Below are 24,792 nucleotides of genomic sequence, written 5' to 3' on the forward strand. Positions count from 1 at the left end.
GTGGTGCCGCCCCGGTCGTGGTCGACCGGGGCGGCACCCGCGTGCCCTTCTCCGGTGGCGGTCAGGTCCGCCCGCGCCGGGCAGCCGCGACCAGGAGCGCGCCCGTCAGCAGCGCGAGCAGACCGGCGAGCGCGCGCCAGGACGCGCCGGTGCCGGTGCCCGCCAGCCCGGAGCCCGCGTCCGAGGGCGTGGTGGGCGCGGCGGTGCCCACCTCCGGTGAGGTGGTCGCCAAGGTGGTCGAGTCCGGGTCGGGCTGCTCCGGACCGGGTTCGACGAGCACCAGGCGGACGCCGGGATCGCCGCCCGCGCTGACCGGGAAGTCCTTGCCCGAGGCGATCTCCCACGGTCCCACCACCCCGGTGTCGTGCAGGCCGACCGGCACGTCGGAGAACCCGAACCGCCCCTGCTCGTCGGTGGTGTCCCTGACCAGCACCGCACCGGTGACCTGGTCCCTGAGATGGACCTCCGCGCCCGGCAGCGGCCTGCTCGTCAGCGCTCCCGCGACGTCGGACGCCGAGGCGCGGCGCACGGCGAGCAGCCCCTCGACGCGCGCCGCGCGGCGGCCGGGGACGCGGGCGAGCGCGGACGCCCCGGCGCTGCCCTCGCCGAACGGCGGTGAGCCGAAGGCCCCGCTCACCCTGATGCGCCCCAGGTCGGCCCGGTGGTCGTCGACGGGGAGGCGCACCTGGACGGTCCGCGTCCCGCCGGGCGGCAGGGTGACCCCTGGACCGGGGTAGCGCAGATCCCCGAGGTCGACAGCGGTCCCGCCGTCCTCGTCGAAGCTGCCGGTGACGCCGGGAACCGCCGCGCGGCCACCGTTGGTCACGGTCAGCACCAGCAGCGCGATGTCACCGTTCCGGTAGGACTGCCGGTCGAACGCGGCTGTCGCGGTGAGGACGTGCTCCGCCACGAGCTCGCCGCGGAGCGGGACGTCCGGGCCGGGGCCGTGCCCCACTCCGACCCGAGGCCGGGGGAACGACCACCCGTTGGCGGCGACGCTGATCGAGTAGCCGCCAGTCCGGTCGGTGACCGCCCGGTGCTGGCCAGGCGACTGCGGCGTGGTGGGCTCGGTCACCTCCGCGCGCCCCTCGAACGCGGACACCCCGACGCAGAGCGCCGCCGTGGACACCAGCACACCCAGATTCCTGAACGAGCGCGACATCTCGACCTCCCGACCCGTTTCGCCCCGTCCAGCCTCCGCCCGCCGCGGCGGTGCGGGCAGAGGCGTCGGTGCCCGGTTCCGGATCGTTCGCCCCTGCCCCACTGGGACTTCCTGCCTCGGCCCGCCTTCCGCGGGTCCTTGGTCCCGCTCCGGACGGGTCATCGGCCGCTGTACCCCCGTGCCCGGTGGTGGCCGACTGGGAGGGGGTGGTTCCCCACCCCGCGCGCGTGGCCCGAGGAGGTCGACATGACGAGCACGACGACCCGATCCGCACGACCGCTGGGCGACCTGTTCGCGGTGTCGGCCAACGTGGTCCTGCTGGTCCTGGTGAACCTCTCCCCAGGTTGGCGTGCCGTGCCCTTCCTGACCGAGCGGGCGGGCGCGGTGGTGGTGGTGTTCGACATCGCGCTGGCCGTCGGCCTGGTGGCGGCCATCGCATGCCTGGTCCGGCCGCACCGCCTGGTGCGCCTGGCCTGCGACGTGGTCACCACCGCCTTCGCCATGACCGTGCTCTGGACGACCTGGTCGGTGTTCCCGTTCGCCTTCGACGACCCGGCGGTGGACTGGGCGTCGGTGCTGGCGGTGGGGCTGCCCTCGATCGGCGCCGTCGTCCTGATCGCCTTCCTGGTCCAGACCGCGGCACTGGTGCGCGTCCTGTGGGCGCGCACCGGCCCCGGTGACCAGGAAGGCGATCCGAGTGCCGTCAGGCCGGAGTACCGGTGAGCATGGCCCGCGCCCAGGCCGTGGCGCGGGCGGGTTCGCCGACCAGCAGCGGACCGGGCGTCCCCGTGACGTGGAAGGACATCGGCCGCTCCGGCACCTCGAAGTGCAGGGCCCGCAGCCGCTTGGCGATGGCCTTGGCGGCCGAGCCTGGCAGCCAGCCGCCCCTGAGCCTGGTGTCGAAGGCGTGCGCGGTGACGCGGCGCCCGTGCGGCGCGAGGGCGTCCAACCACTCGCGGACCCCGCGCCCGGCGGAGACCAGCTCGGCGCCTGCCTGGTCGGCGGCGGACTTGCGGGTGGCGGGCCTGCTCAGCCCGAACGCGTGCGTGGGCGCGCCGACCACCAGCAGCCCGACGTCCTCGGGCAGGACGTCGGGGGCGTCGGAGACCTCGACGACCTCGGCGGCCAGTGCGGTGCCGATCGCCTCGGCGATGGCCTTGGTGTTGCCGAACATGGATTCGTAGACCACGAGTGCGCGTGACATGGCGGACCACCTTCCTGTCACCTCCACGGTGCGCCGAGGCGCGGCGGGCGGACAGCGGCGAACACCCCGCGACGGCCGGGACCTCCGGCGCGGCCACGTGGGACCGACGGCCCTGTCCCCCGTGGACCCGCCGGGGAAGCCTTGAGGTGAGCGCAGTGCGAGGAGGACCCCATGAAGGCGATGGTTTTCCACGGGCCCGGCAGGCGGGCCTGGGAGGACGTGCCGGACCCCGAGCTGGTCGACCCGACCGACGCGGTGGTGCGGATCACCGCGGCCACCATCTGCGGCACCGACCTGCACATCCTCAAGGGCGACGTGCCCGAGGTGGAGCCGGGCCGGGTGCTGGGGCACGAGGCCGTCGGCGTGGTGGAGCGGGTCGGCGCCGCGGTGACCGGCGTCAAGCCCGGCGACCGCGTGCTGGTGTCGTGCATCAGCGCCTGCGGGCGCTGCGAGTACTGCCGCGCAGGCGGGTACGGCCAGTGCCTGGGCGGTGGCGGCTGGGTGCTGGGGCACCTGGTCGACGGCACGCACGCGGAGCTGCTGCGGGTGCCCTTCGCCGACACCTCCACCCACCTGCTGCCCGACGGCGTCGCGGACGAGGCCGCGGTCATGCTGTCGGACATCCTGCCCACCGCCTACGAGGTGGGCGTGCTCAACGGTCGCGTGCTGCCGGGCCAGACCGTGGTCGTGGTCGGCGCGGGCCCGGTCGGGTTGGCCGCGGTCGAGACCGCGCGGCTGTTCAGCCCCGGCCTGGTGGTGGCCGTCGACCTGGCCCCGTCGCGGCTGGACGCGGCCAAGCAGTTCGGCGCGGACGCGACCGTCAACGCCGCCGAGGACGTCGAGGGCGCGGTCGCGGAGCTGACCGGCGGGCGCGGCGCGGACGTCGCGATCGAGGCGGTCGGCGTGCCGGAGACCTTCGAGCTGTGCGCGCGGCTGATCCGCCCCGGCGGCCGGGTGGCCAACGTCGGCGTGCACGGCAAGGCCGCCGCGCTGCACCTGGAGCGGCTGTGGATTCGCAACGTCACCATCACCACCGGCCTGGTGGACACCGCCACCACGCCCGCGCTGCTGAGGATGCTGGCGGCGGGGCGCCTGGACGCGGAGCGGTTCATCACCCACCGCTTCGGGCTGGACGAGTTCGACGCGGCCTACGACGTGTTCGCGCGGTCGGCGCAGACCGGCGCGCTGAAGGTGGTGCTGACGCGATGACCGCGGTGGAAGAAGCGGTGGAGGAGCGGGTCCGCGCGTGGGCCGGGTTCCGCGGCCAGGCGTGGCGGAACGCGATCGACGTGCGCGGCTTCATCCAGGACAACTACACGCCTTACACCGGCGACGCGGGGTTCCTGGCCGGGCCGACGGAGCGGACCACCGCTCTGTGGCACGCGCTGACCGGGTTGTTCGCCGAGGAGCGCGAGCGCGGCGTGCTCGACGTGGACGCGCGCGTGCCGTCCTCGATCACCTCGCACGCGCCCGGCTACATCGACCGCGAACGCGAGATAGTCGTCGGCTTGCAGACCGACGCGCCGCTCAAGCGCGCGATCATGCCGCAGGGCGGTCTGCGGATGGTGGAGACCAGCCTGGACGCCTACGGCTACGAGCTGGACCCCGCGGTGCGGGAGATCTTCACCAAGTACCGCAAGACGCACAACGACGGCGTGTTCGACGCCTACACCGAGGAGATCAAACGCGCCCGCAAAGCGGGGATCATCACCGGCCTGCCCGACGCCTACGGCCGCGGCCGGATCATCGGCGACTACCGGCGCGTGGCGCTGTACGGCGTGGACCGGCTCGTCGAGGCCAAGCGGGCCGAGCGGGCCGCGATCGACGCCGTGCCGTCCACCGAGTCGGTCATCCGCGACCGGGAGGAGCTGGCCGAGCAGATCCGCGCGCTGCACGAGCTGAAGGAGATGGTCGCCTCCTACGGCGACGACATCTCCGGGCCCGCCCGGACGGCGCGGGAAGCCGTGCAGTGGCTGTACTACGCCTACCTGGCGGCGGTGAAGGAGCAGAACGGCGCGGCCATGTCGCTCGGGCGCACCTCCACGTTCCTCGACGTCTACCTCCAGCGCGACCTGGAGTCGGGCGCGCTGACCGAGCGGGACGCCCAGGAGCTGGTCGACGACCTGGTGATCAAGCTGCGGATCGTGCGGTTCCTCCGCACGCCCGCCTACGACCAGCTGTTCTCCGGCGACCCGACGTGGGTGACCGAGAGCATCGGCGGCATCGGCGAGGACGGCCGCCCGCTGGTCGCGAAGACCAGCTTCCGGTTCCTGCAGACCCTCTACAACCTCGGCCCGGCCCCCGAGCCGAACCTGACCGTGCTGTGGTCACCCCGGCTGCCCGAGGGGTTCAAGCGGTTCTGCGCCAAGGTGTCGGTGGACACCAGCTCCATCCAGTACGAGAACGACGAGCTGATCCGCCCCCGCTTCGGCGACGACACCGCCATCGCCTGCTGCGTGTCCGCCATGCGGGTGGGCGAGCAGACGCAGCTGTTCGGCGCTCGGGTCAACCTGGCCAAGGCGCTGCTGTACGCGATCAACGGCGGGCGCGACGAGGTCAGCGGTGAGCAGGTCGGTCCCGCCCACCCGCCGCTGGCGGGCGACCACCTGGACGCGGGCGAGGTCCGCGAGGCGTTCGACCGGATGACCGATTGGCTGGCCAGGACCTACGTGGACGCTTTGAACATCATCCACTACATGCACGACAAGTACGCCTACGAGCGCATCGAGATGGCCTTGCACGACCACCCGGTGCAGCGGCTGCTCGGGTGCGGCATCGCGGGCCTGTCGGTGGTCGCGGACAGCCTGTCGGCGATCGAGCACGCCCGCGTGCGGGTCGTCCGCGACGGGACCGGGCTGGCCGTCGACTACGTCGTGGAGGGCGAGTTCCCCCGCTACGGCAACAACGACGACCGCGCCGACGCGATCGCCGTCGGGCTGGTCGAGGACTTCATGGGCAAGGTCCGGCGCTACCCCGCCTACCGCGACGCCGTGCACACCCAGTCGGTGCTCACCATCACCTCCAACGTGGTCTACGGCAAGCACACCGGCAACACCCCGGACGGGCGGCGCGCGGGCGAGCCGTTCGCGCCGGGCGCGAACCCGATGAACGGGCGCGACCGGCACGGCCTGGTCGCCGCCGCGCTGTCGGTGGCGAAGCTGCCCTACGACCAGGCGCGCGACGGCATCTCGCTGACCGCGAGCATCACGCCGTCGGGCCTGGGCAGGACGGCGGAGGAGCAGGTGGACAACCTGGTCGGCGTGCTCGACGCCTACACCGACGCGGGCGGCTTCCACCTCAACGCCAACGTGCTCAACCGCGAGGTGCTGCTGGACGCCATGGCGCACCCGGAGCGCTACCCGCAGCTGACCATCCGGGTGTCCGGGTACGCGGTGAACTTCGTGCGGCTGACCCCGGAACAGCAGCGCGACGTGGTCGACCGCACCTTCCACGGGTCGCTGTGATGACGACTGAGGCAACCACCGCGGCAACCACCGCGGCAACCACCGCGGTGACCACCGGGACGATCCACTCCTGGGACCTGGCCACGGCGGTGGACGGCCCCGGCACCCGGTTCGTGCTCTTCACGGCCGGGTGCCCGCTGCGCTGCCTGTACTGCCACAACCCGGAGACGCGGTTCGCGCGGTACGGGCGGCGCGTCACCGTCGAGTCGGTCGTCGCCGAGATCTCCCGCTACCGCAGGTTCATCCAAGTCGCGGGCGGCGGGGTGACGATCAGCGGCGGCGAGCCGCTGCTGCAGCCGGAGTTCACCGGCGAGCTGCTGCGCGCGGTGAAGGGGCTGGGCCTGCACACCGCCCTGGACACCTCCGGCCTGCTGGGCGCGCGGGCGTCGGACCGGCTGCTGGCCGACACCGACCTGGTGCTGCTGGACATCAAGTCCTGGCACCCGGCCACCTACCGGCGCGTCACCGGCGGCGAGGTGGCTCCGACCCTGGCCTTCGCGCGCCGCCTGGCGGAGCTGGGCAAGCCGATGTGGATCAGGTTCGTCCTGGTGCCCGGCCTGACCGACGAGTGGGACAACGTCGAGGGCATCGCCTCGTTCGCGTCCACTCTGGACAGTGTGGAGCGGGTGGACGTGCTGCCCTTCCACAAGATGGGCGCGCCGAAGTACGCGGCCATCGGCCTGCCGTTCGAGCTGGCCGACACGCCGGTGCCGGACGCGGAGCTGGTCGAGCGGGTGCGCGGTCAGTTCCGCGCCCACGGCCTGCAGGCGTGAGGCCGGGGACGCGGATCAGGCCAGCAGTCCGCGCTCCCGCAGGTGCTCGCGGGCGTGCTCGATCGCCTCGGGCGTGCTGTCGAACACCGGCAGGCCCAGGTTGTCCAGCGCCCGCCGGTGCTCCTCGCGCACGCCCGAGACCAGCACGGTGACCCCGCGGTGCTCCAGCCGCCGCACCGCGTCGCGCAGCACCTGCGCGCCGGTGGCGTCCACCGCCGACAGCCGCGACATGCGCAGGACGACCACCGCCACCGGGGTGATCTCGGTCAGCTCCAGCAGGAACCGGTGGGCGGCGGCGAACAGCAGCGGCCCGTCGAGCCGGTAGGCGACGATGTGCTGCGCCAGCAGGGCACGCTCCTCCTCGCGGTGGTCGCCCGGCTCCAGCGGCACCTCCTCCAGCCGCGCCGAGCGCGACACCGCCCGCAGCGCGAACACCCCGGCCAGCAGCAGGCCGACGATCACCGCGGTGACCAGGTCCAGCGCCAGCGTGGCCACCGCGGTCAGCGCCAGCACCGCCGCGTCCGAGCGGCCCGCGCGGGCCAGCGCGCGCACCGAGCCGACCTCGACCATGCGGACCGCCGTGGCGAGCAGCACGCCCGCCAGCACCGCCAGCGGGACGCCCGCCACCCACGGCGCGGCGACCAGCACGATCAGCAGCAGCACCACGGCGTGGGTGAGCGCGGCGAGCCGGGAGGTGGCTCCCGAGCGCACGTTGACCGCCGTGCGCGCGATGGCGGCGGTGGCGGGCACCCCGCCGAACAGCGGCGCCACCAGGTTGGCCAGGCCCTGGCCGAACAGCTCGCGGTCGGGGTCGTGCCGCTGGTTGACGCTCATGCCGTCGGCGACGGCGGCGGACAGCAGGCTCTCCAGCGCGGCGAGGGCGGCGACCGCGACCGCCGATGGCAGCAACGACCACAGAGCCGACGGGTCCAGGAACGCCAGCGACGGCGCGGGCAGCGCGGCGGGCAGCTCGCCGATCCTGGCCACCGGCAGCGCGGCCCACTGCGCCAGCACGGTCGCCACGACCACGGCGGGCAGCGAGAACGGCACGCCCGGCCGCCACCGCGCGCCCAGCAGCATCACCAGCGCCACGCCCACCGCGAGCGCGACCGCCTCCCAGCGCGGCGCGGCGGCGAAGTCCGCGACGGCCTCGGCGGCGGCCAGCACCACGTGCTCCTCGGCTGGAGTGGGCACGCCCAGCGCGGCGGGCACCTGCTGCAAGGCGATCACGGCCGCGATGCCGATGGTGAACCCCTCCACCACGGGCGCGGGCACGTAGCGCATGTAGCGACCCGCGCGGGCCACCGCGAGCAGCACCAGCAGCACGCCCGCCAGCAGACCCACGGTGAGCACGCCGTCCGCCCCGTAGCGGGCGACGATGGGCACCAGCACCACGGTCATCGCGCCGGTGGGCCCGGACACCTGGAGGCTGGAGCCGCCGAACACCGCCGCCAGCGCGCCCGCCACGACGGCGGTGACCAGGCCCGAAGCCGCGCCGAGGCCGGAGGCGACGCCGAAGCCCAGCGCGAGCGGCAGCGCCACGATCGCCACCGTCACCCCGGCCAGCAGGTCGCGCCGGGTCGCCCCGGACCAGTCGGTCCGCGCGGGCAGGAAGGTGGTCACGCGCCCTCCTCCTCGCGCAGCAGGGCCAGCAGCTCGTTCTGCCCGGTCAGCAGGCCGGTGAGGACCTGCCGCGCGATCCGCAGCAGTTCGGCGACATCGGGGCTGGCCAGCGCGTACACCACGGTCGTGCCGTCGCGGGTGGCCGTGACGATGCCCGAGCGGCGCAGCACCGCCAGCTGGGCCGACAGGCTGGACGCCTCGACGCCGATGTCGGCCAGCAGGTCGCGCACCGGCTTGGGACCGTCCTGGAGCAGCTCGAGCACCCTGATGCGCACCGGGTGCCCGAGCATCCGGAAGAACTCGGCCTTGGCCTGGTGCAGCGGGAGGGGCACGGCGTCCTCCGAAGTCGAAGAATTGAAGATTTCTTCAATTCTACAAGACTGCGACTTCGTCCAGGGCGCGGCGGGTGCCCGCGGCGATCTCGACGTCCTCGCGGGCCTCGACCACCCACGCGGGGACCGGCGAGGCGTCCGCGGTGACGCGGGCGTCACCGCGCGCGGCGTCGTTGCGGTCCCGGTCCAGGCGCAGGCCCAGGAACGCCAGCCCGTCGAGCACGCGGGCGCGGACCTCGGGGTCGTGCTCGCCGATGCCGCCGGTGAAGACCAGCAGGTCCAGCCCGCCCAGGGAGGCGGCCATGGCCGCGATCCCCTGCCGCAACCGGTGGGTGAACACCTCCAGGGCCAGGCGGGCGTCGGCGGAGCCCGCGGCGATGGCGGCGTGCACGTCGCGCATGTCGGCGTGCCCGGACAGGCCGACCAGGCCCGAGCGGTGCGCCAGGCCGTCCGCCAGGTCCTCGGCGCCGAGGTGGTCCAGCAGGCGCAGCAGCAGGCCGGGGTCGAGGTCGCCGCTGCGGGTGGCCATCGGCAGTCCCGCCAGCGGCGTGAAGCCCATCGTGGTGTCGACCGAGCGCCCGTCGCGGACCGCGGCCAGCGAGCAGCCCGCGCCGAGGTGGCAGCTCACCACGCGGGCACCGGGCAGACCGGCCAGCTCGGCCGCGCGGCGCGAGGCGTAGGCGTGGGACAGGCCGTGGAAGCCGTAGCGGCGCAGGTCCCAGCGGGCCCGCCAGCGCCCCGGCAGCGGGTAGGTCGCCGCGGCGGCGGGCAGCGTGCGGTGGAAGGCCGTGTCGAAGCACGCCACGTGCGGCACGTCGGGCAGCAGGGCCAGCGCCGCGTCGATGCCCGCCAGCGCGCGCGGCTGGTGCAGCGGCGCGAGCTCGGTCAGCGCGGCGATCTCCCGGCGCACCACGGGGGTGATCACCACGGGGGCGGTGAAGCGCGAGCCGCCGTGGACGACGCGGTGGCCCACGGCGTCCACCGGCGGCAGCCGCAGGTCGAGCTCGGAGGCGCCGTCCCACCGCTCGACGTGGTGCTGGGCGAGGACTTCGCCGTCCTCGCCCAGCACGCTCAGCTTCAGGCTGGACGAGCCAGCGTTGACCACCAGCACGTCCATCAGTACGGCCAGCTCCAGTTGCGGATCTCGGGCAGGTCCTCGCCGTGCTCGCGGATGTGGGCGTGGTGGCGGGTGCGCTGGTCGGTCATCAGCTGCCGCAGCCCCACCGCCTTCGGGCCGAGGCCGGGCACCCGGTCGATGACGTCGGTGACCAGCCGGTAGCGGTCCATGTCGTTGAGCACCAGCATGTCGAACGGCGTGGTGGTGGTGCCCTCCTCCTTGTAGCCGCGCACGTGGATGTTGCGGTGGTTGGTGCGCCGGTAGGTCAGCCGGTGGATCAGCCACGGGTAGCCGTGGTAGGCGAAGATCACCGGCTTGTCCGGGGTGAACATCGCGTCGAACTCCCGGTCGGACATCCCGTGCGGGTGCTCGGTCTCCGGCTGCAGCCGCATCAGGTCCACCACGTTGACCACGCGCACCTTCAGCTCCGGCAGGTGCTCGCGCAGCAGCGCGGTCGCGGCCATGACCTCCAGGGTGGGCGCGTCGCCCGCGCAGGCCAGCACCACGTCCGGCTCGTCCATCCGGTCGTCGGTGCCCGCCCACTCCCAGATGCCCGCGCCGCGGGCGCAGTGCAGCGCGGCCTCCTGCGGGCCCAGCCAGTCCGGCGTGAGGTTCTTGCCGGAGACGATGACGTTGACGTAGTCGCGGCTGCGCAGGCAGTGGTCGGTCACCGACAGCAGGGTGTTGGTGTCCACCGGCAGGTAGACCCGGACGACCTCGGCCTTCTTGTTCATCACGTGGTCGATGAAGCCGGGGTCCTGGTGGGAGAAGCCGTTGTGGTCCTGCCGCCACACGTGCGAGGACAGCAGGTAGTTCAGCGAGGCGACCGGGCGACGCCAGTCGATCGAGCGGTGCGTCTTGAGCCACTTGGCGTGCTGGTTGAACATCGAGTCCACGATGTGGATGAACGCCTCGTAGCAGTTGAACAGGCCGTGCCGCCCGGTCAGCAGGTAGCCCTCCAGCAGGCCCTGGCACAGGTGCTCCGAGAGCACCTCCACCACCCGGCCGTCGGTGCTCAGGTGCTCGTCGACCGGCTCGGTGCCCGCCTGCCACTGCTTGCCGGTCACCTCGAACACCGCGTCCAGCCGGTTGGAGGCGGTCTCGTCCGGGCCGAAGACGCGGAAGTTGCGCGCCTCGGCGTTGAGGACCATCACGTCACGCAGCATCCGCCCCAGCGCGCGGGTCGGCTCGGAGGTGCCGCCGCCGTGCTTGGTCACCTCCACCATGTGCTCGCGGACGTCGGGCATCCGCAGCTCCTGCAGCAGCAGACCGCCGTTGGCGTGCGGGGTGGCGCCCATGCGCAGCTCGCCGCGCGGCGCCAGGGCCAGCAGCTCCTCGCGCGGGCGGCCGTCGGCGTCGAACAGCTCCTCGGGCCGGTAGGAGCGCAGCCAGGACTCCAGCAGCCGCAGGTGATCGGGGTTGTCGCGCACACCCGCCAGCGGCACCTGGTGCGAGCGCCAGGTGCCCTCCACCGCAACGCCGTCCACTTCGGACGGACCGGTCCAGCCCTTGGGGCTGCGCAGCACGATCATCGGCCACCTCGGCCGCTCGGTCTGCCCCGCGCGGGCCGCCTGCCGGATGCGGGCGATCTCGTCAACCACCTCGTCGAGCACCTCGGCCATGCGGACGTGCATGGTCGAGGGGTCGTCGCCCTCGACGTAGCGCGGGGTGTAGCCGTAGCCGCGCAGCAGCGCGTCCAGCTCCTCGTGCGGGATGCGCGCCAGCACGGTCGGGTTGGCGATCTTGTAGCCGTTGAGGTGCAGGATCGGCAGCACCGCGCCGTCGTGCGCCGGGTCGAGGAACTTGGTCAGGTGCCAGCTGGCGGCCAGCGGACCGGTCTCCGCCTCGCCGTCGCCGACCACGCACGCGACCAGCAGGTCCGGGTTGTCCAGCGCCGCGCCGAACGCGTGCGCTAGCGAGTAGCCCAGCTCACCGCCCTCGTGGATGGAGCCGGGCACCTCCGGCGCCACGTGGCTGGGCACCCCGCCGGGGAAGGAGAACTGCCGGAACAGCCGCCGCATCCCGTAGGCGTCGCGCGGCACGTCCGGGTGCGTCTGGCTGTAGCTGCCCTCCAGCCAGGTGTTGGCCAGCAGCGCAGGCCCGCCGTGGCCGGGGCCGGTCACGAACAGCACCTCCAGCTCGCGGGCGTTGATCACCCGGTTCAGGTGCGCGTAGACGAAGTTCAGGCCCGGCGTGGTGCCCCAGTGCCCCAGCAGCCGGGGCTTGATGTGCTCGGGCGTCAGCGGCGTGGTGAGCAGCGGGTTGTCCAGCAGGTAGATCTGCCCGGCCGAGAGGTAGTTGGCCGCGCGCCAGTAGGCGTCGACGAGGGCCAGGTCGTCCGACTGCGACATGTCGCTTCTCCTGTGGGGTCCGGGGACGTCGGTCTTCAGCCTGCCTTCGGAACCGATGCTGCCCCAGGGACCGGGGACACGCACGGCGAGGACTTTCGGCCCTGCGCGACGCGGGACCGCGCACCCGGACGTCCCGACGTGGTCGGGACCTTCGCACGCGTCGTCCGGTCACCGCGCGGACCAGACTGGATGCGAGGGCGGAAGCGGAGGAGACGAAGCCATGACAGCGGTAGCCCACTCCGACAGGACGAGCGGGCGACGACCCGCGCCCCGCGGCGATCCCTGGCGCGGTGATGACGCTGCTGATGTGGGCCGCCGGATGGCCACTGGCCCGCTTCACCTCCACCGGCCAACCCGGCGCCCATCATCGGCGACCACACCTGACTGCGACGCCCCAACGAGCGGGTGGACGAGCGCGGGCTCACCCACCCGGCGACGTGTCGGATTGGAGGAGGTGCAGGTCATGAGCGAGACGAAGGTCGTCGTCGGAGTGGACGCCTCGCCCGCCGGTGCCGACGCCCTGCGGTGGGCGGCGCGGCACGCCACGAACGGCGAGGTGGTGGCCGTGTCGGTGTGCCGGATGCACCCGGCGGGCGGCAGCGGCGAGGACGCCTTCCGCAGCGCGCACCGGCGGGCCCTGCGCGAGGCCGTCGAGGGGCTGCCCCCGACGCCCGGCGTGCGGGTCGCGCAACTGCTGGTGGACGGCGACCCCGGCCCCGCGCTGGTGGCGCTGTCGCACGGCGCCGACAAGCTGGTGCTGGGCGGCCACCGGTACCAGCGCGGGAACGTGGCGGTCGCGGGTGCCGTGGCGACCTACTGCCTGCGGCACGCCAAGTGCCCGGTCGTCATCGTCCCGGCCGGAGGGGACGACGAGAGCCCCGGAGTCCACCCGCGCCCGGTCGCGCAAGAGTTCCGGTAGCCCCGTCGGGTCCGCCCCGCACCACGAGCGTGGTGCGGGGCGGACGCCTGTCGGCAGCGCTGTCCTGGCGGTTGGCTCAGCGCAGCGACGCGGCGTGGTCGGGCACCTTGTACGGCACGGTCGACAGCAGGTGCGCGGTGTAGCGCGGGAAGTACCACTGGGTGCACCCGCTCCCGGGGCTTGACCAGTTCCGCCTGCGACCGCGGCGGCCCGGCCTCGTGGACCGAGCGCCGCGGGCGCCTGCCGGACGCCGTGGTCAGCTCCGCCCTGGCGCGTCGGCTCGCGGCGCGCCGGTCGCGACCGCTCCCCCGCCCTCGCGCACCACCAGCACCGGGCACGGCGCGTGGTGCAGCAGCGCGTGGCTGGTGGAGCCGAACAGCAAGCCCGTCAGTGCCCCTCGGCCGTGGCAGCCGACCACCAGCAGCGAGGCGTCACGGGCGCGGTCCAGCAGTGCGCGGGCGGGGTTGCCGTGGGCGATGACCAGCTCCAGCCGGACATCGGGGTACTTGTCGCGCCACGGGGCGAGGATGCCCGCCAGCTTGCCGCCGTGCGCCGCGTCGTGGTCGGCCACGTCGACGCCCAGCGCGTCGGCCATGGCGTCGGCGAACGCCTCGGGCGGTGCGTGCCAGGCGTGCACGGCGACCAGACCGGCACCGCGGGCGGCGGCCTGCTCGAAGGCGTGCGCCAGCAGGAGGGGGTGGTCGTCGTGCACGCCGACCACGACCGGTCCGGTGCGCTGCTCGCCGCGCGCCACCACGACCGGGCAACCCCCTCGGCTGGTCAGCGCGATGGCCGTGGACCCCAGCAGCAGGGCGGTGAACCCGCCCAGCCCCCTGGAGCCGACGACCACCGCGCTCGCGCCCTCGGACTCGGCCAGCAGCAGCGACGCCGGTTCGGCGACCTCGACGCGCGGCTCGACCGGCACATCCGGGTCGATCGACCGCGCCACGTCCGCCGCCTCGCGCAGCCACCGCGCCGCCTGCTCGCGCAGTGCCGCGCGAATCCGGCCGTCCGGGTCCTGGAGGTCGTGGGGCAGCACCAGCTCGGCGTGCACCAGCCGCAGCGGTGCTCCCCGCCTCCCGGCCTCCCCCACCGCCCACCGCACCGCGTCCAGCGCGGGCGTGGAACCGTCCACGCCGACCACCACGGGTCCGCTCACCTGGATCTCCTCCTCATCGACTTCTGCCCCGCGTCGGCCAGCAGGACGACCGGGATCGCCACCGCCGCCAGCAGCCAGCCCAGCGGGGTCGGCGCGCTGCCGCCCAGCAGGTCGGGCAGTGGCGGCACGTACAGGAACAGGGCCAGCACGGCCAGCTCGAACAGCACCGCGCCGATCAGCAGACGATTGCCCAGCAAGGTCGTCACCGGTCTGGTGGCGCTGCGGCAGGCGAACGCGTTGGCCAGCTGGCCGAGCACGATCGCGGTGAACGCGGTGCCCGAGGCGGTGGCCGGCAGCACCGGGTCGTCGACGCGCCAGCCGCCCGCGAGCAGCACCAGCGTGAACGCCGCCATGGCCGCCAGCGCCTCGGCCGGCCCCAGCACGCCGAAGGCGCGGCGCAGCACCGAGCGGTCGATCAGCGGCCCGGTGCGGGCGGGCCCGTCCATGGTGCGCCGGTTGGGCGACTCGGCGCCCAGCGCCAGCGCGGGCAGCAGGTCGGTGCCGATGTCCAGCGCGAGCACCTGCAGCACGCTCAGCGCGAGCGGGAACGACCCGCCCGACAGCGCCCAGAACACGAACGGGGTCAGCTCGGCGACGTTGTCGGTCAGGTGGTAGGTCAGGAACCGGCGGATGTTGGCGAAGGTCGACCGGCCCAGCTCCACCGCGCCGACGATGGTGCCGAAGTGGTCGTCCAGCAGCACCAGGTCGGCGGCCTCGCGGGCCACGTCGGTGCCGGAGGCGCCCATGGCCACGCCGATGTCCGCCGCGCGCAGCGCCGGGCCGTCGTTGACCCCGTCACCGGTCATCGCCACCACGTGGCCCCGGTGCTGCAGCGCGCGGGCGATGCGCAGCTTGTCCTCGGGGGTGACGCGGGCGACCACCACACCGTCGCGGTCGAGCAGCTCACCCAGCGCGTCGTCGTCGGCGGGCAGCTCCGCGCCGGTCACCACCAGCCGGTCCGGTCCGAGCAGGCCGACCTCGGCGGCGACGGCGCGAGCGGTGGCCGGGTGGTCACCGGTCACCATGGCCAACCGGACACCCGCGACCCTGCAGGAGCGGATGGCCTCGGCCACGTCGTCGCGCGGCGGGTCCTGCAACGCCACCAGACCCAGCAGGTGCAACTCGCGCTCGGCGGCCTCCCACGTGTCCGCATCGCCTGGCCGCCACGCCACCGCGAGCACCCTGAGCCCTTGCTCCCCCAGCCGCGCGATCGCCGCCTCGGCCCCCGGCTCCGGTGCGCACAGCGGGAGCACCGAGTCCGGCGCACCCATCACGTGCACACCCGCACCGTCCACTGCGGACGATCGCCTGCGGCGGGGGTCGAAGGGGAAACGCACGCCGTCCGCGAGGGCGGCGTCGACCCCCAGCCGCGCGGCCAGCACGTGCAACGCGACCTCCATCGGGTCACCGACTGCCCGCCACCGGCCGTCGCGCTGCTCGGCGTGGGCGGCGGGCGCGCAGCGCAACGCGCTGACCGCGAGGGTGCGCACAGCCACCAGCGCGTCCGGCGCGCCGAGCACCCGCCCGGCGGGCGCGTACCCCTCACCGGTCACGGACACCTCGCCCGCAGGCGTCCACACGCGCACCGCGGACATCTCGTTGCGGGTCAGCGTGCCGGTCTTGTCGGTGCAGATGAACGTGGTCGCACCCAGCGTCTCCACCGCGTCCAGGCGGCGGACCAATGCCTTGCGGCGTGCCATGGCCTGCGCGGCACGCGCCAGCGACAGCGTCACGGTCGGCAGCAACCCTTCGGGCACCAGCGCCACGGTGACGCCCACGGCGAACAGGAAGCCCTCGGTGGCCCCGAGGCCGAGCAGCAGCGCGACGCCGTAGAAGGCGACGCCGACAGCCACGGCGATGAGGCCGACGACGGTGACCACGCGGTGCAGCCGCAGCGCCAGCGGGCTCCTCGGCCGGTGCGCCTGACGGGTCAGCGCCGCGATGCCCGCCAGCCGGGTGCCCGCCCCGGTGGCGGTGACCAGCACCGTCGCCTCGCCCTCGGACACGTAGGTGCCCGCGTGCACCGCGTCGTCCGCCACCGGGCGGGCGGGCACGCTCTCGCCGGTGAGCATCGACTCGTCCACGGCCAGCGCCGCGGCGGCGAGCACGCGCGCGTCGGCGCAGACCCGGTCGCCGCCGGTGAGCAGCACCAGGTCGCCGACGACCAGGCCCGCGGCGTCCACCACGACGGGCTTGCCGTCGCGCAACGCGGTGGTGCGAGCGGGCATCAGGTCGCGCAGGCGCTGGGCGGCGCGGTCGGCGCGGTACTCCTGGGCGAACGCGAACACCCCGTTGAGCAGCACGACCAGCACGATGGCGACCGACAGCTCCGGCATCCCCGCGACGTAGGCGAGGGCGGCGGCCGCCCATAGCAGCAGCGCGAAGAAGTGCGCGAACTGCTTGGCCAGCAAGGCGGCCGGGTGGGGACCACGGCTGGTGGGCAGGGTGTTCGGCCCGTCCTCGCGGAGGCGACGGGCGGCCTCGGTCGACGTGAGGCCGCCCGTCGCGAGGTCCACCGGGATCATCGCGTCACCCGCCGACGCGGTGATCTGCGTCGGTGTCGTCCCGTGGTCGGGTAGCGGCGAACAGGACCAGCCCGCCGCCGAGGAACAGCAGGAGAGCGCCCGCGCCCAGCAGCGACCAGGACAGCGGCGCGAGCGCGGGCAGGGTCGCCGTGGCGTGCGCGTGCGTGTCGACCACGCGCGAGCCGTCGGCGTTCATCACCACGGCGGTCCAGCTGCCGGGGCGGGCGGTCCAGTCGAGACCGCCGATCCCCGAGGCGACCCAGAACGACTGCGCCTGCGGCGCGGTGGCGGGCGCGGTGCCGCTGGTGTGCCGGTAGACCACCTAGCCGCCCAGCTCCGCGAGTCGATCGCGGTCCACTGTGGACAGATAGCGCTCGACGTCCGCGGTGGGGCCGATGCCCGCGAACGCGTCGGCGTCGACCCGGATGCCCACGCGGCCGAGCCAGTCCTCGCCGACCACCCATCCCGCGTCGGTCCAGTTCATCTCGGCCGTGCCCAGTTCCAGGGCGTAGCCGTCGGTGTGCAGGTGCTGGGCGGGCGTGGTGATGGCACCGCCCGCGTCGCGCTGGGTCTGGTCGGCCCACATCGCCAGCGCACCCGCCGCGGAGGCGCCGAACCCGGTCAGCAGCAGCAGGATGCCGAGCACCGCGGGCACCGCGCGTCGTGCGGTGCCGCCCGAGCCGGTGGCGGGCGGGTCCAGGGTGGCCGCGCCGGGCTCGTCCCCACCGCTGTCGAGCCGGAACGGCGGGTAGGCGTCGGTCAGCAGACCGACGTAGGCCGCCACGCGCAGCGCCCACCGGTCCATGCCCAGCACGAAGTCGAACACCCCGCGCGGGTAGCGACCGGTGACCAGCAGCGCCACGCCCGCGAACAGGGTGAGCAGGCCGACCAGGCCGCTCGCGGGGCTCAACGCCCACTCCCCGGCACGCAGCGCCAGGTAGCCGCCGCCCCCGGCGAACACCGCGACGACCACCAGGTGCGGGATCGCCAGCAGCCACTTCACCAGCACCAGGCCGCGCGAGAGCCGTTCCGGGTAGGCGATGTCCAGCGTCGCCGGGTAGTCCGGCTCCGCGCCGAGGCTGAACGGCGGGTACCGGTCGGTCCCCAGCGCGCCGAACGAGTAGTAGGCGACCCGCCAGGTCCAGCGCAGCACGCCGACGGCGAAGTCGAACAGGGGGCGCGGGTAGCGGCCGGTGACCAGGATCGCCACCGCCGCCACCGGGGCGGCCAGGGCGAACGCGGGCCACAGCAGCGCCAGCACGAGGTAGTGCGGCACGGCCAGGAACCACTTGACCAGCCACAGCCAGCGGCTGAGCCCCGGTTCCAGCTGCCCGCGCACGCGGACGGGATAGGTGGTCATGTCGTTCGCCTCCACTGCGGCTCGACCTCGGTCCACCGGTGCTGCCGGACACGCGCGTGCGCGCCGCGCGCCACCACGTAGAGCAGCGCCGCGCCACCGCCGATCGCCAGGCACACGCCTTCGACGACGGCGGCCGCGGTCGCCACGACGCCCTCGGGCGTCAGGGGCGCGGGCACGGGGTGGGCGGCCTTGGCGGGGCGGGCGGTCGACCGCTCGGCGTGCACGGCACGCGCCACGCACGCCTGCGCGCCGACAGCCGCCGCGAACGGCAGGGCGACCAGCTTGACCACCACCGACTCGGCCGCCGTCACGGCTGCGCCCAGCCGCTCGTCGGTCCTCGTCGGCGTGTCCGCCCCGGCGTCCATGTCCCGTCCTCCTCCCGCGCTCCGGCACCTCCAGCCTGGTCCGGCGCGGGGAACCGGCCCAGAGTCCTTGGTCGCCCCGGTGGTCCCTGTCCTGTCAGGACCTCCGGCCCTGCGAACGGCGCCACCACCGGTGCCACCGTCGAGGTGGACGAAGAACGCGGAGGTGGAGCGGATGGACCGCGGCCAACCCGACCAGGGGACGATCCGGACCGCCGTGGCGCTGGCCTGCCGGGCGCCATCGGTGCACAACACGCAGCCCTGGCGGTGGCGCGTCGGGGACCACAGCGTCCACCTGTACGCCGACCCGGCGCGCACCGTACCCGCCACCGACTCGACCGGGGCGGACCTGCTGCTCAGCTGTGGCGCGGCGCTGCACCACCTGCGCGTCGCGCTGGCGGGCCTGGGCTGGCGCGCGGTGGTGCACCGGCTGCCCAACCCGGCCGAGCCCGAGCACCTCGCGGCCGTGGAGTTCGTCAAGCACGAGCCGACCGCGGGCGAGGTGGCGATGGCCGCGGCGATCCCTCGGCGGCGCACGGACCGGCGGCGCTGCTCCTCGTGGGGCGCGCCGCAGGCGGTGCTGTCGCTGCTGGAGGACCGGGCCGCCGAGGAGGGCGCGCTGCTGCGCGAGATCGTCGGCTCGCGCGCTCGGCTGGAACTGGTCGCCGCCGTGGAGCAGGCCGCCGCCTGGCAGGACGCCGATCCCGCCTACCGGTGGGAGGTGCGCTCCTGGAGCGGCAGGCACGCCGACTCCGACGGGGTGCCCGCGGCCAACGCCTCGGCGGGCGCGCCCCGGCACGGCGACGTCCGGCTGCGGGAGTTCCCCGGCGGCGAGCTGGCCGACCGGTCGGACGAGTGGGAGGACGACGGCGCGGTCCTGCTGGTGCTGGGCACGTCGTCGGACGACCGGCTGTCGACGCTGCGCGCGGGCGAGGCGATGAGCGCGGTGCTGCTGGAGGCGACCGCGGCGGGCCTGGCGTCGTGCCCGCTGAGCCAGCCGCTGGAAGTCGCCGCCACCAGGGAGCGGGTGCGCGACGAGGTGCTCGACGGCCTGCTGTCGCCGCAGCTGGTGCTGCGCGTCGGCTGGGCGGAGCTCGGCGCGGACCCGCTGCCGCCCACCCCTCGCCGCCCGCTGGACGAGGTCATCGAGGACCGGGGCACCGCGTGACCGCTCGGACCACCCTCTAGACGACCGGTCTACTCAAGTGCTACGGTTCCCCCATGCCCGCCGCCACGCGCAACACCGACACCCGTCGGACCATCCTCGACACCGCTCGACGGATCATGGCCCACAAGGGCTACTCCGCCGTCGGGATCAACGAGGTGCTCGCGGCGGCCGGCGTGCCGAAGGGGTCCTTCTACCACTACTTCACCTCGAAGGACGCCTTCGGCGAAGCGATGCTGAGGAGCTACTTCGCGGACTACGTCGCGGACATGGACGCCGTCCTGGCCCGGTCCGGCCAGTCGGCGGCCGAACGGTTGATGGCCTACTGGCAGCAGTGGCGGGAGACCCAGAGCGCCGAGGGGTGCCAGGGCAGGTGCCTGGTCGTGAAACTCGGCGCCGAGGTCTCCGACCTGTCGGAGGCCATGCGCCTGACGCTGAAGGAGGGCACGAGCACCATCGTCGACCGCATCGAGCGCACCATCACCGACGGCCTGGCGGACCGCTCCCTCTCCGTCGACGACGATCCCCGCGCCGTCGCGCAGGCTCTGTACGACATGTGGCTCGGCGCGAGCGTCATGTGCAAGATCCACCGCAGCCTGGCACCGCTGGACACCGCCACAGCGGTGACCCGCAAGCTGCTGGGCCTGTAGACGGGCTGATCCCGTGCCCATCCTGGGCACGGGCTCCTTTCCGCCTGTTCTAGTAGACTGGTCTACTTAATCACCGAGGAGTGCGTCATGAAGGTTCTGATCGTCCTGACCTCACACGACGAGCTGGGCGACACCGGCCGCAAGACCGGGTTCTGGCTGGAGGAGCTGGCGGCTCCGTACTACCGCTTCAAGGAGGCGGGCGCGCGGATCGTGCTCGCCTCCCCCAAGGGCGGCCTGGCCCCGGTGGACCCCAAGAGCAACGAACCCGGCTTCCGGACCGACGACACCCGGCGCTTCGAGGCCGACCCGGAGGCGACCAGGGCACTGGCGAACACCGTGCGCCTGGACTCGGTGTCGGCGGGCGACTTCGACGCGGTCTTCTACCCCGGCGGGCACGGACCGCTGTGGGACCTGGCCGAGGACACCACCTCCGCCCGGCTGATCGAGTCGACCCTGCGCTCGGGCAAGCCGGTGGCCCTGGTCTGCCACGCGCCCGGCGTACTGCGGCACACCGTCGACGAGGACGGAACCCCGCTGGTCTCGGGCAGGGAGGTCACCGGGTTCGCCAACACCGAGGAGGAGGCCGTCCAGCTCACCGACGTCGTCCCCTTCCTGGTCGAGGACGAGCTGGTCAGGCTCGGGGGCGTCTACTCCAAGACCGGGGACTGGCAGCCCTACGTCGTGCGGGACGGTCTGCTGATCACCGGCCAGAACCCGGCCTCCTCCGCGCCCGCCGCCGACGTCCTGATCGAAGTGGTCAACGAGCGCGGCGCGTGAGCGCCGCGGCGTGCTCCTCCCGCCCGGCAGCCCACCGGCGCGTGGTGCCGGTGGTGGTCACGAGCCCCTCCTCGGGTCGCGCAGCCTGCGCAGGAACGGGTCGGTGGGCTCGGCGGGCGCGACGCGCACCCTGGCGTCCACCGCCACCACCCGGTCGCCGGTGAGCACCAGCGGGTTCAGGTCCAGCTCGGCGACCTCGGGCAGCAGCTCGGCGAGCCGGGCCACCCGGCGCAGCACGTCGCGCACGGCGTCCTCGTCGTACTCGCGGAAGACCGCGGGTGCGGCGCGGAAGCCGTGCAGCAGGTCGTCCAGGTCGGCCTCGGACAGCGGCGCGAGCGCGGCGGCGCGGTCGTCGAGCAGGTCGGTGTCGACACCACCGAGGCCGGTCACCACCAGCGGCCCGAACCTCGGGTCGGCGACGACGCCCACCAGCAGCTCCCGGCCGCGCTCGGCCATCGGCTGGACGAACACACCGGTCAACCGGTCGCCGAACCGCTCGCGCAGCGACGTGAAGCCCTCGGTCACGGCGTGGGCGTCGGCCAGGTCGAGCAGCACACCGCCGCCCTTGCTCTTGTGCAGCAAGTCGTGCGCCACGGCCTTGAGGGCGACCGGAGAGCCGTAGGACCGTTGTGCCGCCACGGCTTCCTCGGCGTCGCGCACGAGCACACCGCCCAGCACCGGCAGGCCGAACGCGGCCAGCAGCCGCACCACCTGATCCGGGTCGAGCCACCCGTCGCGGCCGGTGACGACGTCGCGCGCGGTGGCCAGGTCGACCTCCAGGCGCGCGGGCTCCGGCTCCGGGCGGCGCAGCCACTCGGCGCGCTCGGCCAGCGCGGCCAGCACCGCCGCCGCGCGCGCCGGGTCGGCGTAGACGGCGATCCCGTCCTCCCGCAGCGACACCGAGCCCGGTTGGTCGCAGCTCACCGCCAGCACGGGCTTGGCGGTGCGGTGGACACCACCGGCCGGGTCGCCCAGCGCGGTGGGCACCGTGACGGTGATGACCGCGTCCACACCGGGGTCGGCGACCAGCAGGTCCAGGCAGCGGGCGAACGTCCCGTCGTCCACCACCGCGGTCGTGTCCACCGGGTTGTGCGCGCTGGCCGTGTCCGGCAGCAGGGCGCGCAGCGCCGCCGTGGTGGCCTCGGCCGGTTCGGCGACGGCCAGGCCGTTGCGCGCGCAGGCGTCGGCGGCCAGCACCCCCAGTCCGCCCGCGTTGGACAGCACGGCCACCGACTTGCCCTCGGGCAGCGGCGTGGCGTGCAGCGCGGCCAGCACCTCGACCAACTCGGTGACGCCGTCCACGGCGGTCACCCCGGCCTGGCGGAACAGCGCGTCGCGGGTGACCGCGGGGGTGGCGGTGGAGGCGGTGTGGGAAGCCGCGGCGCGCTGCCCCGCCTCGCTGCTCGCGGCGCGCACCGCCAGCACGGGCTTGCGGCGGGCGACCCGGCGGGCCAGGCGGGAGAACTTGCGCGGGTTGCCGAACGACTCCAGGTACAGCACCACGGCGCGGGTGCGCTCGTCACGCTCCCACCACAGCAGCAGGTCGTTGCCGCTGACGTCGTACTTGTCGCCGGTGGAGACCAGCTCCGACACGCCGAGGCCGAGGCGGGCCAACTGGTCGAGCGCGGCGATGGCGACGCCGCCGGACTGGGTGACCACGCCGACGCCGCCCTCCTCGACGCGCCCTCGGGTGAACGTGGCGTCCAGCCGGTGCCCGACCACGCCGACGCAGTTGGGGCCGACCAGCCGCATGTCGTGGCGGCGGACCACCTCCAGCAGCGCTTCGGGCGCGACGCCGGAGGTGATCACGACCAGCGCCTTCACGCCGCGCCTCCCGCAGTCCTCGGCGACCGCGGGCACCGCCGGGGCGGGCACGGCCAGCACCGCGAGGTCGGGCGCCTCGGGCAGGTCGGCGACGCTGGGGTAGCAGTCGACGCCGAGGATCCGCTCGGCGTGCGGGTTGACCGCGTACAGCGCGCCCGAGAAGCCGCCCGCCACCAGGTTGTCCAGCACCGCGTTGCCCACCGACGAGCGCTTGCGGCTCGCGCCGACCACGACGACCGACCCCGGCCGCAGCAGGTGGCTCAGGCTGGCGCGCTGGGCGGCCAGTTCCCGGTCGGCCACCGCGTCGAGGTAGGTGCCGACGGGGTCGAGGCCGAGGTCGACGTGCACCACGTCGCTGTCCGGTGTGGACGTGCCGACCAGGCCGAGGTCGGTGAACACGCGCAGCATCCGGGAGTTCGCGGTGAGCACGTCGGCGCAGAACCGGCGCACGCCGCGCCGCCTGGCCAGCGAGACCAGGTGCTCCAGCATGAGCGTGCCGACGCCGCGCGACTGGCGGCGGTGCGACACGACCAGGGCGACCTCGGCGGTGTCGGCGGACTCCAGCACGTAGCTGGCCACGCCGATCAGCTCGTCGCCGTCGAGCGCCCCGACGGCCACGTGCCCGAACTCGCCGGGCGAGGTGAGGCGGCCGACGAAGTCCTCCAGCTGCCGCGGTGCGACGCTGAAGAACCTGAGGTAGCGGTCGTCGGCGGGCAGATCGCGGTGCAGCGCGAGCAGGGCGTCGGCGTCGGACGGCCCCAGCTCGCGCAGCGTCACCACGGACCCGTCGGCCAGCAGGGCGCGATCGCCCCCGTGCCCGATCACAGCAGCGGTCCCGGGGTGATGACCGGCTTGGCCTCCGCGGCGGGCGCGGGCTCGACCGGGGCCTTCGGCTGACGGATGACGACCACCGGGCAGTGCGCGTGGTGCACGCAGTAGGAACTCACCGAGCCCAGCAGCGCTCCGCGCACGGGGCCCGCGCCGCGATTGCCGACCACGAGCAGCTCCGCGTCCCGGGAGGCCCGGACGAGCACGTCCCTGGCATCGCCCTCGACCAGCACCGACCGCACCTCGTCCGCGAACCCGGCCACCGCCTCGCGCAGCACGCCGCGGCTCTCCTGCTCCAGCGCCGCGCGGTCCACACCGGTGGCCAGCGCGTCGATGACCATGCCGTAGTCGGCGTGCCAGGTCAGGACCGCCTCGACGGCGCACCCGCGCAACCTGGCCTCCTCGACCGCCCAGCCCAGTGCGGTGCGGCCCGCGGTCGAGCCGTCCACACCCACCACGATCTTCCTGTCCATAGTCCACTCCTCGGATCTCCTGCCACCAGCATCGCGGCGGGCGGGAGGCGAGGTCAGTGGCGGCGGTCCCACCGCGCCGGGACCTTCGTCCCTGGGCGGGGCGCGGGCACGACGTGCGCGTCCGGGCCGGGGAACAGCAGGCCGCGCTTCTCCGTGTCCAGCCAGTGCACCAGGTAGGGCGGGGTGCCGTCGGGGTGGCGCAGCTCCTCGACCAGGCAGCGCCGGGCGGGCGTGCCGGTGGCGCCGCTCTCCACGACGATCCAGTCACCGACCCGCGCCTTCACGGTGCCACCTCCTCGCGCGGCCGGACCACGGCCAGCGGGCACGGGGCGTGGCTGACCAGCGCCTGGCTGGTCGACCCGAGCAGCATCCCCTGGAAACCGCCCGCGCCGCGACTGCCCACCACCAGCAGCCGGGCGCCTCGCGCGGCTGCCAGCAGGGCCCGCACGGGCCGGTCGCGGACGACCACCCGCGTCACCCGCACGTCCGGGTACTTCTCCTGCCATCCCGCGAGGCGCTCGGCGAGCAGGCGGCGCCGCTCCTGCTCCACCCGCGCCCAGTCGACGCCGCCGGTGGGCAGATCGGTCCAGGCGATCAGGGCGGTCAGCGGCGCCGCGCGCGAGGAGGCCTGCTCGAAGGCGAACGCCACGGCCTGCTCGCTGACCGGTGAACCGTCCACGCCGACGACGACCGCGCCGTCCTGAGCGCCGTCCTGAGCGCCGTC

22 protein-coding genes and 1 pseudogene are annotated in these 24,792 nt (G+C 74.3%); 8 read left to right on the forward strand and 15 right to left on the reverse strand.

Features of this window, described 5'->3' with window-relative positions; all coding sequences use genetic code 11:
- Positions 1 to 61: 61 nt before the first annotated feature.
- Entirely contained in the window at positions 62 to 1,162 is a 1,101-nt protein-coding gene (locus IEZ00_RS28175; protein WP_189226370.1) for an SH2 domain-containing protein, read from the reverse strand.
- A gap of 246 nt (positions 1,163 to 1,408) precedes the next feature.
- Between IEZ00_RS28175 and IEZ00_RS28180 the strand changes: the two genes are divergently transcribed.
- Entirely contained in the window at positions 1,409 to 1,885 is a 477-nt protein-coding gene (locus IEZ00_RS28180) for a hypothetical protein (RefSeq protein ID WP_189226371.1), read from the forward strand.
- Here the strand turns inward: IEZ00_RS28180 and IEZ00_RS28185 are convergent.
- A complete protein-coding gene (locus IEZ00_RS28185; RefSeq protein WP_189226372.1) occupies positions 1,866 to 2,366 on the reverse strand; it encodes a flavodoxin family protein in 501 nt (166 codons plus the stop codon). The genes IEZ00_RS28180 and IEZ00_RS28185 overlap by 20 nt on opposite strands.
- 171 nt (positions 2,367 to 2,537) lie before the next feature.
- On the opposite strand from IEZ00_RS28185, the gene IEZ00_RS28190 reads away from it, so the two are divergent.
- Genes IEZ00_RS28190 through pflA form a run of 3 tightly spaced genes read left to right on the forward strand, consistent with a single transcriptional unit; the run spans position 2,538 to position 6,603 of the window.
- Complete coding sequence (locus IEZ00_RS28190) at positions 2,538 to 3,575, forward strand: zinc-binding dehydrogenase (RefSeq protein WP_189226373.1); 1,038 nt, start codon at positions 2,538 to 2,540, stop codon at positions 3,573 to 3,575.
- On the forward strand, positions 3,572 to 5,830 hold the full coding sequence (gene pflB / locus IEZ00_RS28195; RefSeq protein WP_189226374.1) for a formate C-acetyltransferase: 2,259 nt from the start codon (positions 3,572 to 3,574) through the stop codon (positions 5,828 to 5,830). Before IEZ00_RS28190 ends, pflB begins: the two co-directional genes overlap by 4 nt.
- Positions 5,830 to 6,603, forward strand: coding sequence for a pyruvate formate-lyase-activating protein (gene pflA, locus IEZ00_RS28200; RefSeq protein WP_189226375.1), 774 nt, complete (start codon positions 5,830 to 5,832; stop codon positions 6,601 to 6,603). Before pflB ends, pflA begins: the two co-directional genes overlap by 1 nt.
- 15 nt (positions 6,604 to 6,618) lie before the next feature.
- Here pflA and IEZ00_RS28205 read toward each other — a convergent pair whose 3' ends face one another.
- From IEZ00_RS28205 to IEZ00_RS28220, 4 genes are read right to left on the reverse strand one after another with little or no spacing between them, the layout of a single operon-like run.
- Complete coding sequence (locus IEZ00_RS28205) at positions 6,619 to 8,226, reverse strand: SulP family inorganic anion transporter (protein WP_189226376.1); 1,608 nt, start codon at positions 8,224 to 8,226, stop codon at positions 6,619 to 6,621.
- Positions 8,223 to 8,558: an ArsR/SmtB family transcription factor gene (locus tag IEZ00_RS28210; protein ID WP_189226377.1), complete on the reverse strand. Its 336-nt coding sequence runs from the start codon at positions 8,556 to 8,558 to the stop codon at positions 8,223 to 8,225. Before IEZ00_RS28210 ends, IEZ00_RS28205 begins: the two co-directional genes overlap by 4 nt.
- Positions 8,559 to 8,598: 40 nt before the next feature.
- Complete coding sequence (locus tag IEZ00_RS28215; RefSeq protein WP_189226378.1) at positions 8,599 to 9,675, reverse strand: acetate/propionate family kinase; 1,077 nt, start codon at positions 9,673 to 9,675, stop codon at positions 8,599 to 8,601.
- On the reverse strand, positions 9,675 to 12,026 hold the full coding sequence (locus IEZ00_RS28220) for a phosphoketolase family protein (protein WP_189226379.1): 2,352 nt from the start codon (positions 12,024 to 12,026) through the stop codon (positions 9,675 to 9,677). The genes IEZ00_RS28215 and IEZ00_RS28220 overlap by 1 nt, the downstream gene beginning before the upstream one ends.
- A 463-nt stretch (positions 12,027 to 12,489) precedes the next feature.
- On the opposite strand from IEZ00_RS28220, the gene IEZ00_RS28225 reads away from it, so the two are divergent.
- Positions 12,490 to 12,945 (forward strand): universal stress protein, encoded by a 456-nt coding sequence (locus IEZ00_RS28225; RefSeq protein WP_189226380.1) that lies wholly within the window; start codon positions 12,490 to 12,492, stop codon positions 12,943 to 12,945.
- A 256-nt stretch (positions 12,946 to 13,201) separates the two neighbouring features.
- Here IEZ00_RS28225 and IEZ00_RS28230 read toward each other — a convergent pair whose 3' ends face one another.
- The 5 genes and pseudogenes from IEZ00_RS28230 to IEZ00_RS28250 form a co-directional block, all read right to left on the reverse strand.
- Positions 13,202 to 14,104 (reverse strand): universal stress protein, encoded by a 903-nt coding sequence (locus IEZ00_RS28230; RefSeq protein ID WP_189226381.1) that lies wholly within the window; start codon positions 14,102 to 14,104, stop codon positions 13,202 to 13,204.
- Positions 14,101 to 16,629: a cation-translocating P-type ATPase gene (locus IEZ00_RS28235; RefSeq protein WP_189226382.1), complete on the reverse strand. Its 2,529-nt coding sequence runs from the start codon at positions 16,627 to 16,629 to the stop codon at positions 14,101 to 14,103. The genes IEZ00_RS28230 and IEZ00_RS28235 overlap by 4 nt, the downstream gene beginning before the upstream one ends.
- Positions 16,630 to 16,633: 4 nt before the next feature.
- Positions 16,634 to 16,951 carry a hypothetical protein gene (locus IEZ00_RS38035; RefSeq protein WP_189226383.1) on the reverse strand — a complete coding sequence of 106 codons (318 nt, stop codon included), beginning with the start codon at positions 16,949 to 16,951 and terminating at the stop codon, positions 16,634 to 16,636.
- A gap of 369 nt (positions 16,952 to 17,320) precedes the next feature.
- A pseudogene (locus IEZ00_RS38350) lies at positions 17,321 to 17,989 on the reverse strand (DUF4389 domain-containing protein); the annotation flags it as partial.
- Entirely contained in the window at positions 17,986 to 18,354 is a 369-nt protein-coding gene (locus IEZ00_RS28250; protein WP_189226385.1) for a hypothetical protein, read from the reverse strand. The pseudogene IEZ00_RS38350 and the gene IEZ00_RS28250, both read right to left, overlap by 4 nt.
- A gap of 172 nt (positions 18,355 to 18,526) precedes the next feature.
- On the opposite strand from IEZ00_RS28250, the gene IEZ00_RS28255 reads away from it, so the two are divergent.
- From IEZ00_RS28255 to IEZ00_RS28265, 3 genes are all read left to right on the forward strand, one after another.
- Positions 18,527 to 19,519 carry an Acg family FMN-binding oxidoreductase gene (locus IEZ00_RS28255; RefSeq protein WP_189226386.1) on the forward strand — a complete coding sequence of 331 codons (993 nt, stop codon included), beginning with the start codon at positions 18,527 to 18,529 and terminating at the stop codon, positions 19,517 to 19,519.
- 53 nt (positions 19,520 to 19,572) lie between these two features.
- Positions 19,573 to 20,166, forward strand: a complete 594-nt coding sequence (locus IEZ00_RS28260) for a TetR/AcrR family transcriptional regulator (RefSeq protein ID WP_189226387.1) — start codon at positions 19,573 to 19,575, stop codon at positions 20,164 to 20,166.
- Between the two features lie 87 nt (positions 20,167 to 20,253).
- The gene (locus tag IEZ00_RS28265) at positions 20,254 to 20,943 is read left to right on the forward strand and encodes a type 1 glutamine amidotransferase domain-containing protein (RefSeq protein WP_189226388.1); all 690 of its coding nucleotides are present in this window, start codon (positions 20,254 to 20,256) and stop codon (positions 20,941 to 20,943) included.
- Positions 20,944 to 21,000: 57 nt separating this feature from the next.
- Here the strand turns inward: IEZ00_RS28265 and IEZ00_RS28270 are convergent, their stop codons facing one another.
- The 4 genes from IEZ00_RS28270 to IEZ00_RS28285 form a co-directional block, all read right to left on the reverse strand.
- Positions 21,001 to 23,592 (reverse strand): bifunctional acetate--CoA ligase family protein/GNAT family N-acetyltransferase, encoded by a 2,592-nt coding sequence (locus IEZ00_RS28270; RefSeq protein ID WP_189226389.1) that lies wholly within the window; start codon positions 23,590 to 23,592, stop codon positions 21,001 to 21,003.
- Complete coding sequence (locus IEZ00_RS28275; RefSeq protein ID WP_189226390.1) at positions 23,589 to 24,068, reverse strand: universal stress protein; 480 nt, start codon at positions 24,066 to 24,068, stop codon at positions 23,589 to 23,591. Before IEZ00_RS28275 ends, IEZ00_RS28270 begins: the two co-directional genes overlap by 4 nt.
- Positions 24,069 to 24,121: 53 nt before the next feature.
- The gene (locus IEZ00_RS28280; protein ID WP_189226391.1) at positions 24,122 to 24,352 is read right to left on the reverse strand and encodes a DUF1918 domain-containing protein; all 231 of its coding nucleotides are present in this window, start codon (positions 24,350 to 24,352) and stop codon (positions 24,122 to 24,124) included.
- On the reverse strand, positions 24,349 to 24,792 hold a 444-nt coding region (locus tag IEZ00_RS28285), incomplete at its 5' end, for a universal stress protein (protein ID WP_189226392.1). The genes IEZ00_RS28285 and IEZ00_RS28280, both read right to left, overlap by 4 nt.

This window comes from Saccharothrix coeruleofusca, assembly GCF_014648515.1.
Classification (GTDB): Bacteria; Actinomycetota; Actinomycetes; order Mycobacteriales; family Pseudonocardiaceae; genus Actinosynnema; species Actinosynnema coeruleofuscum.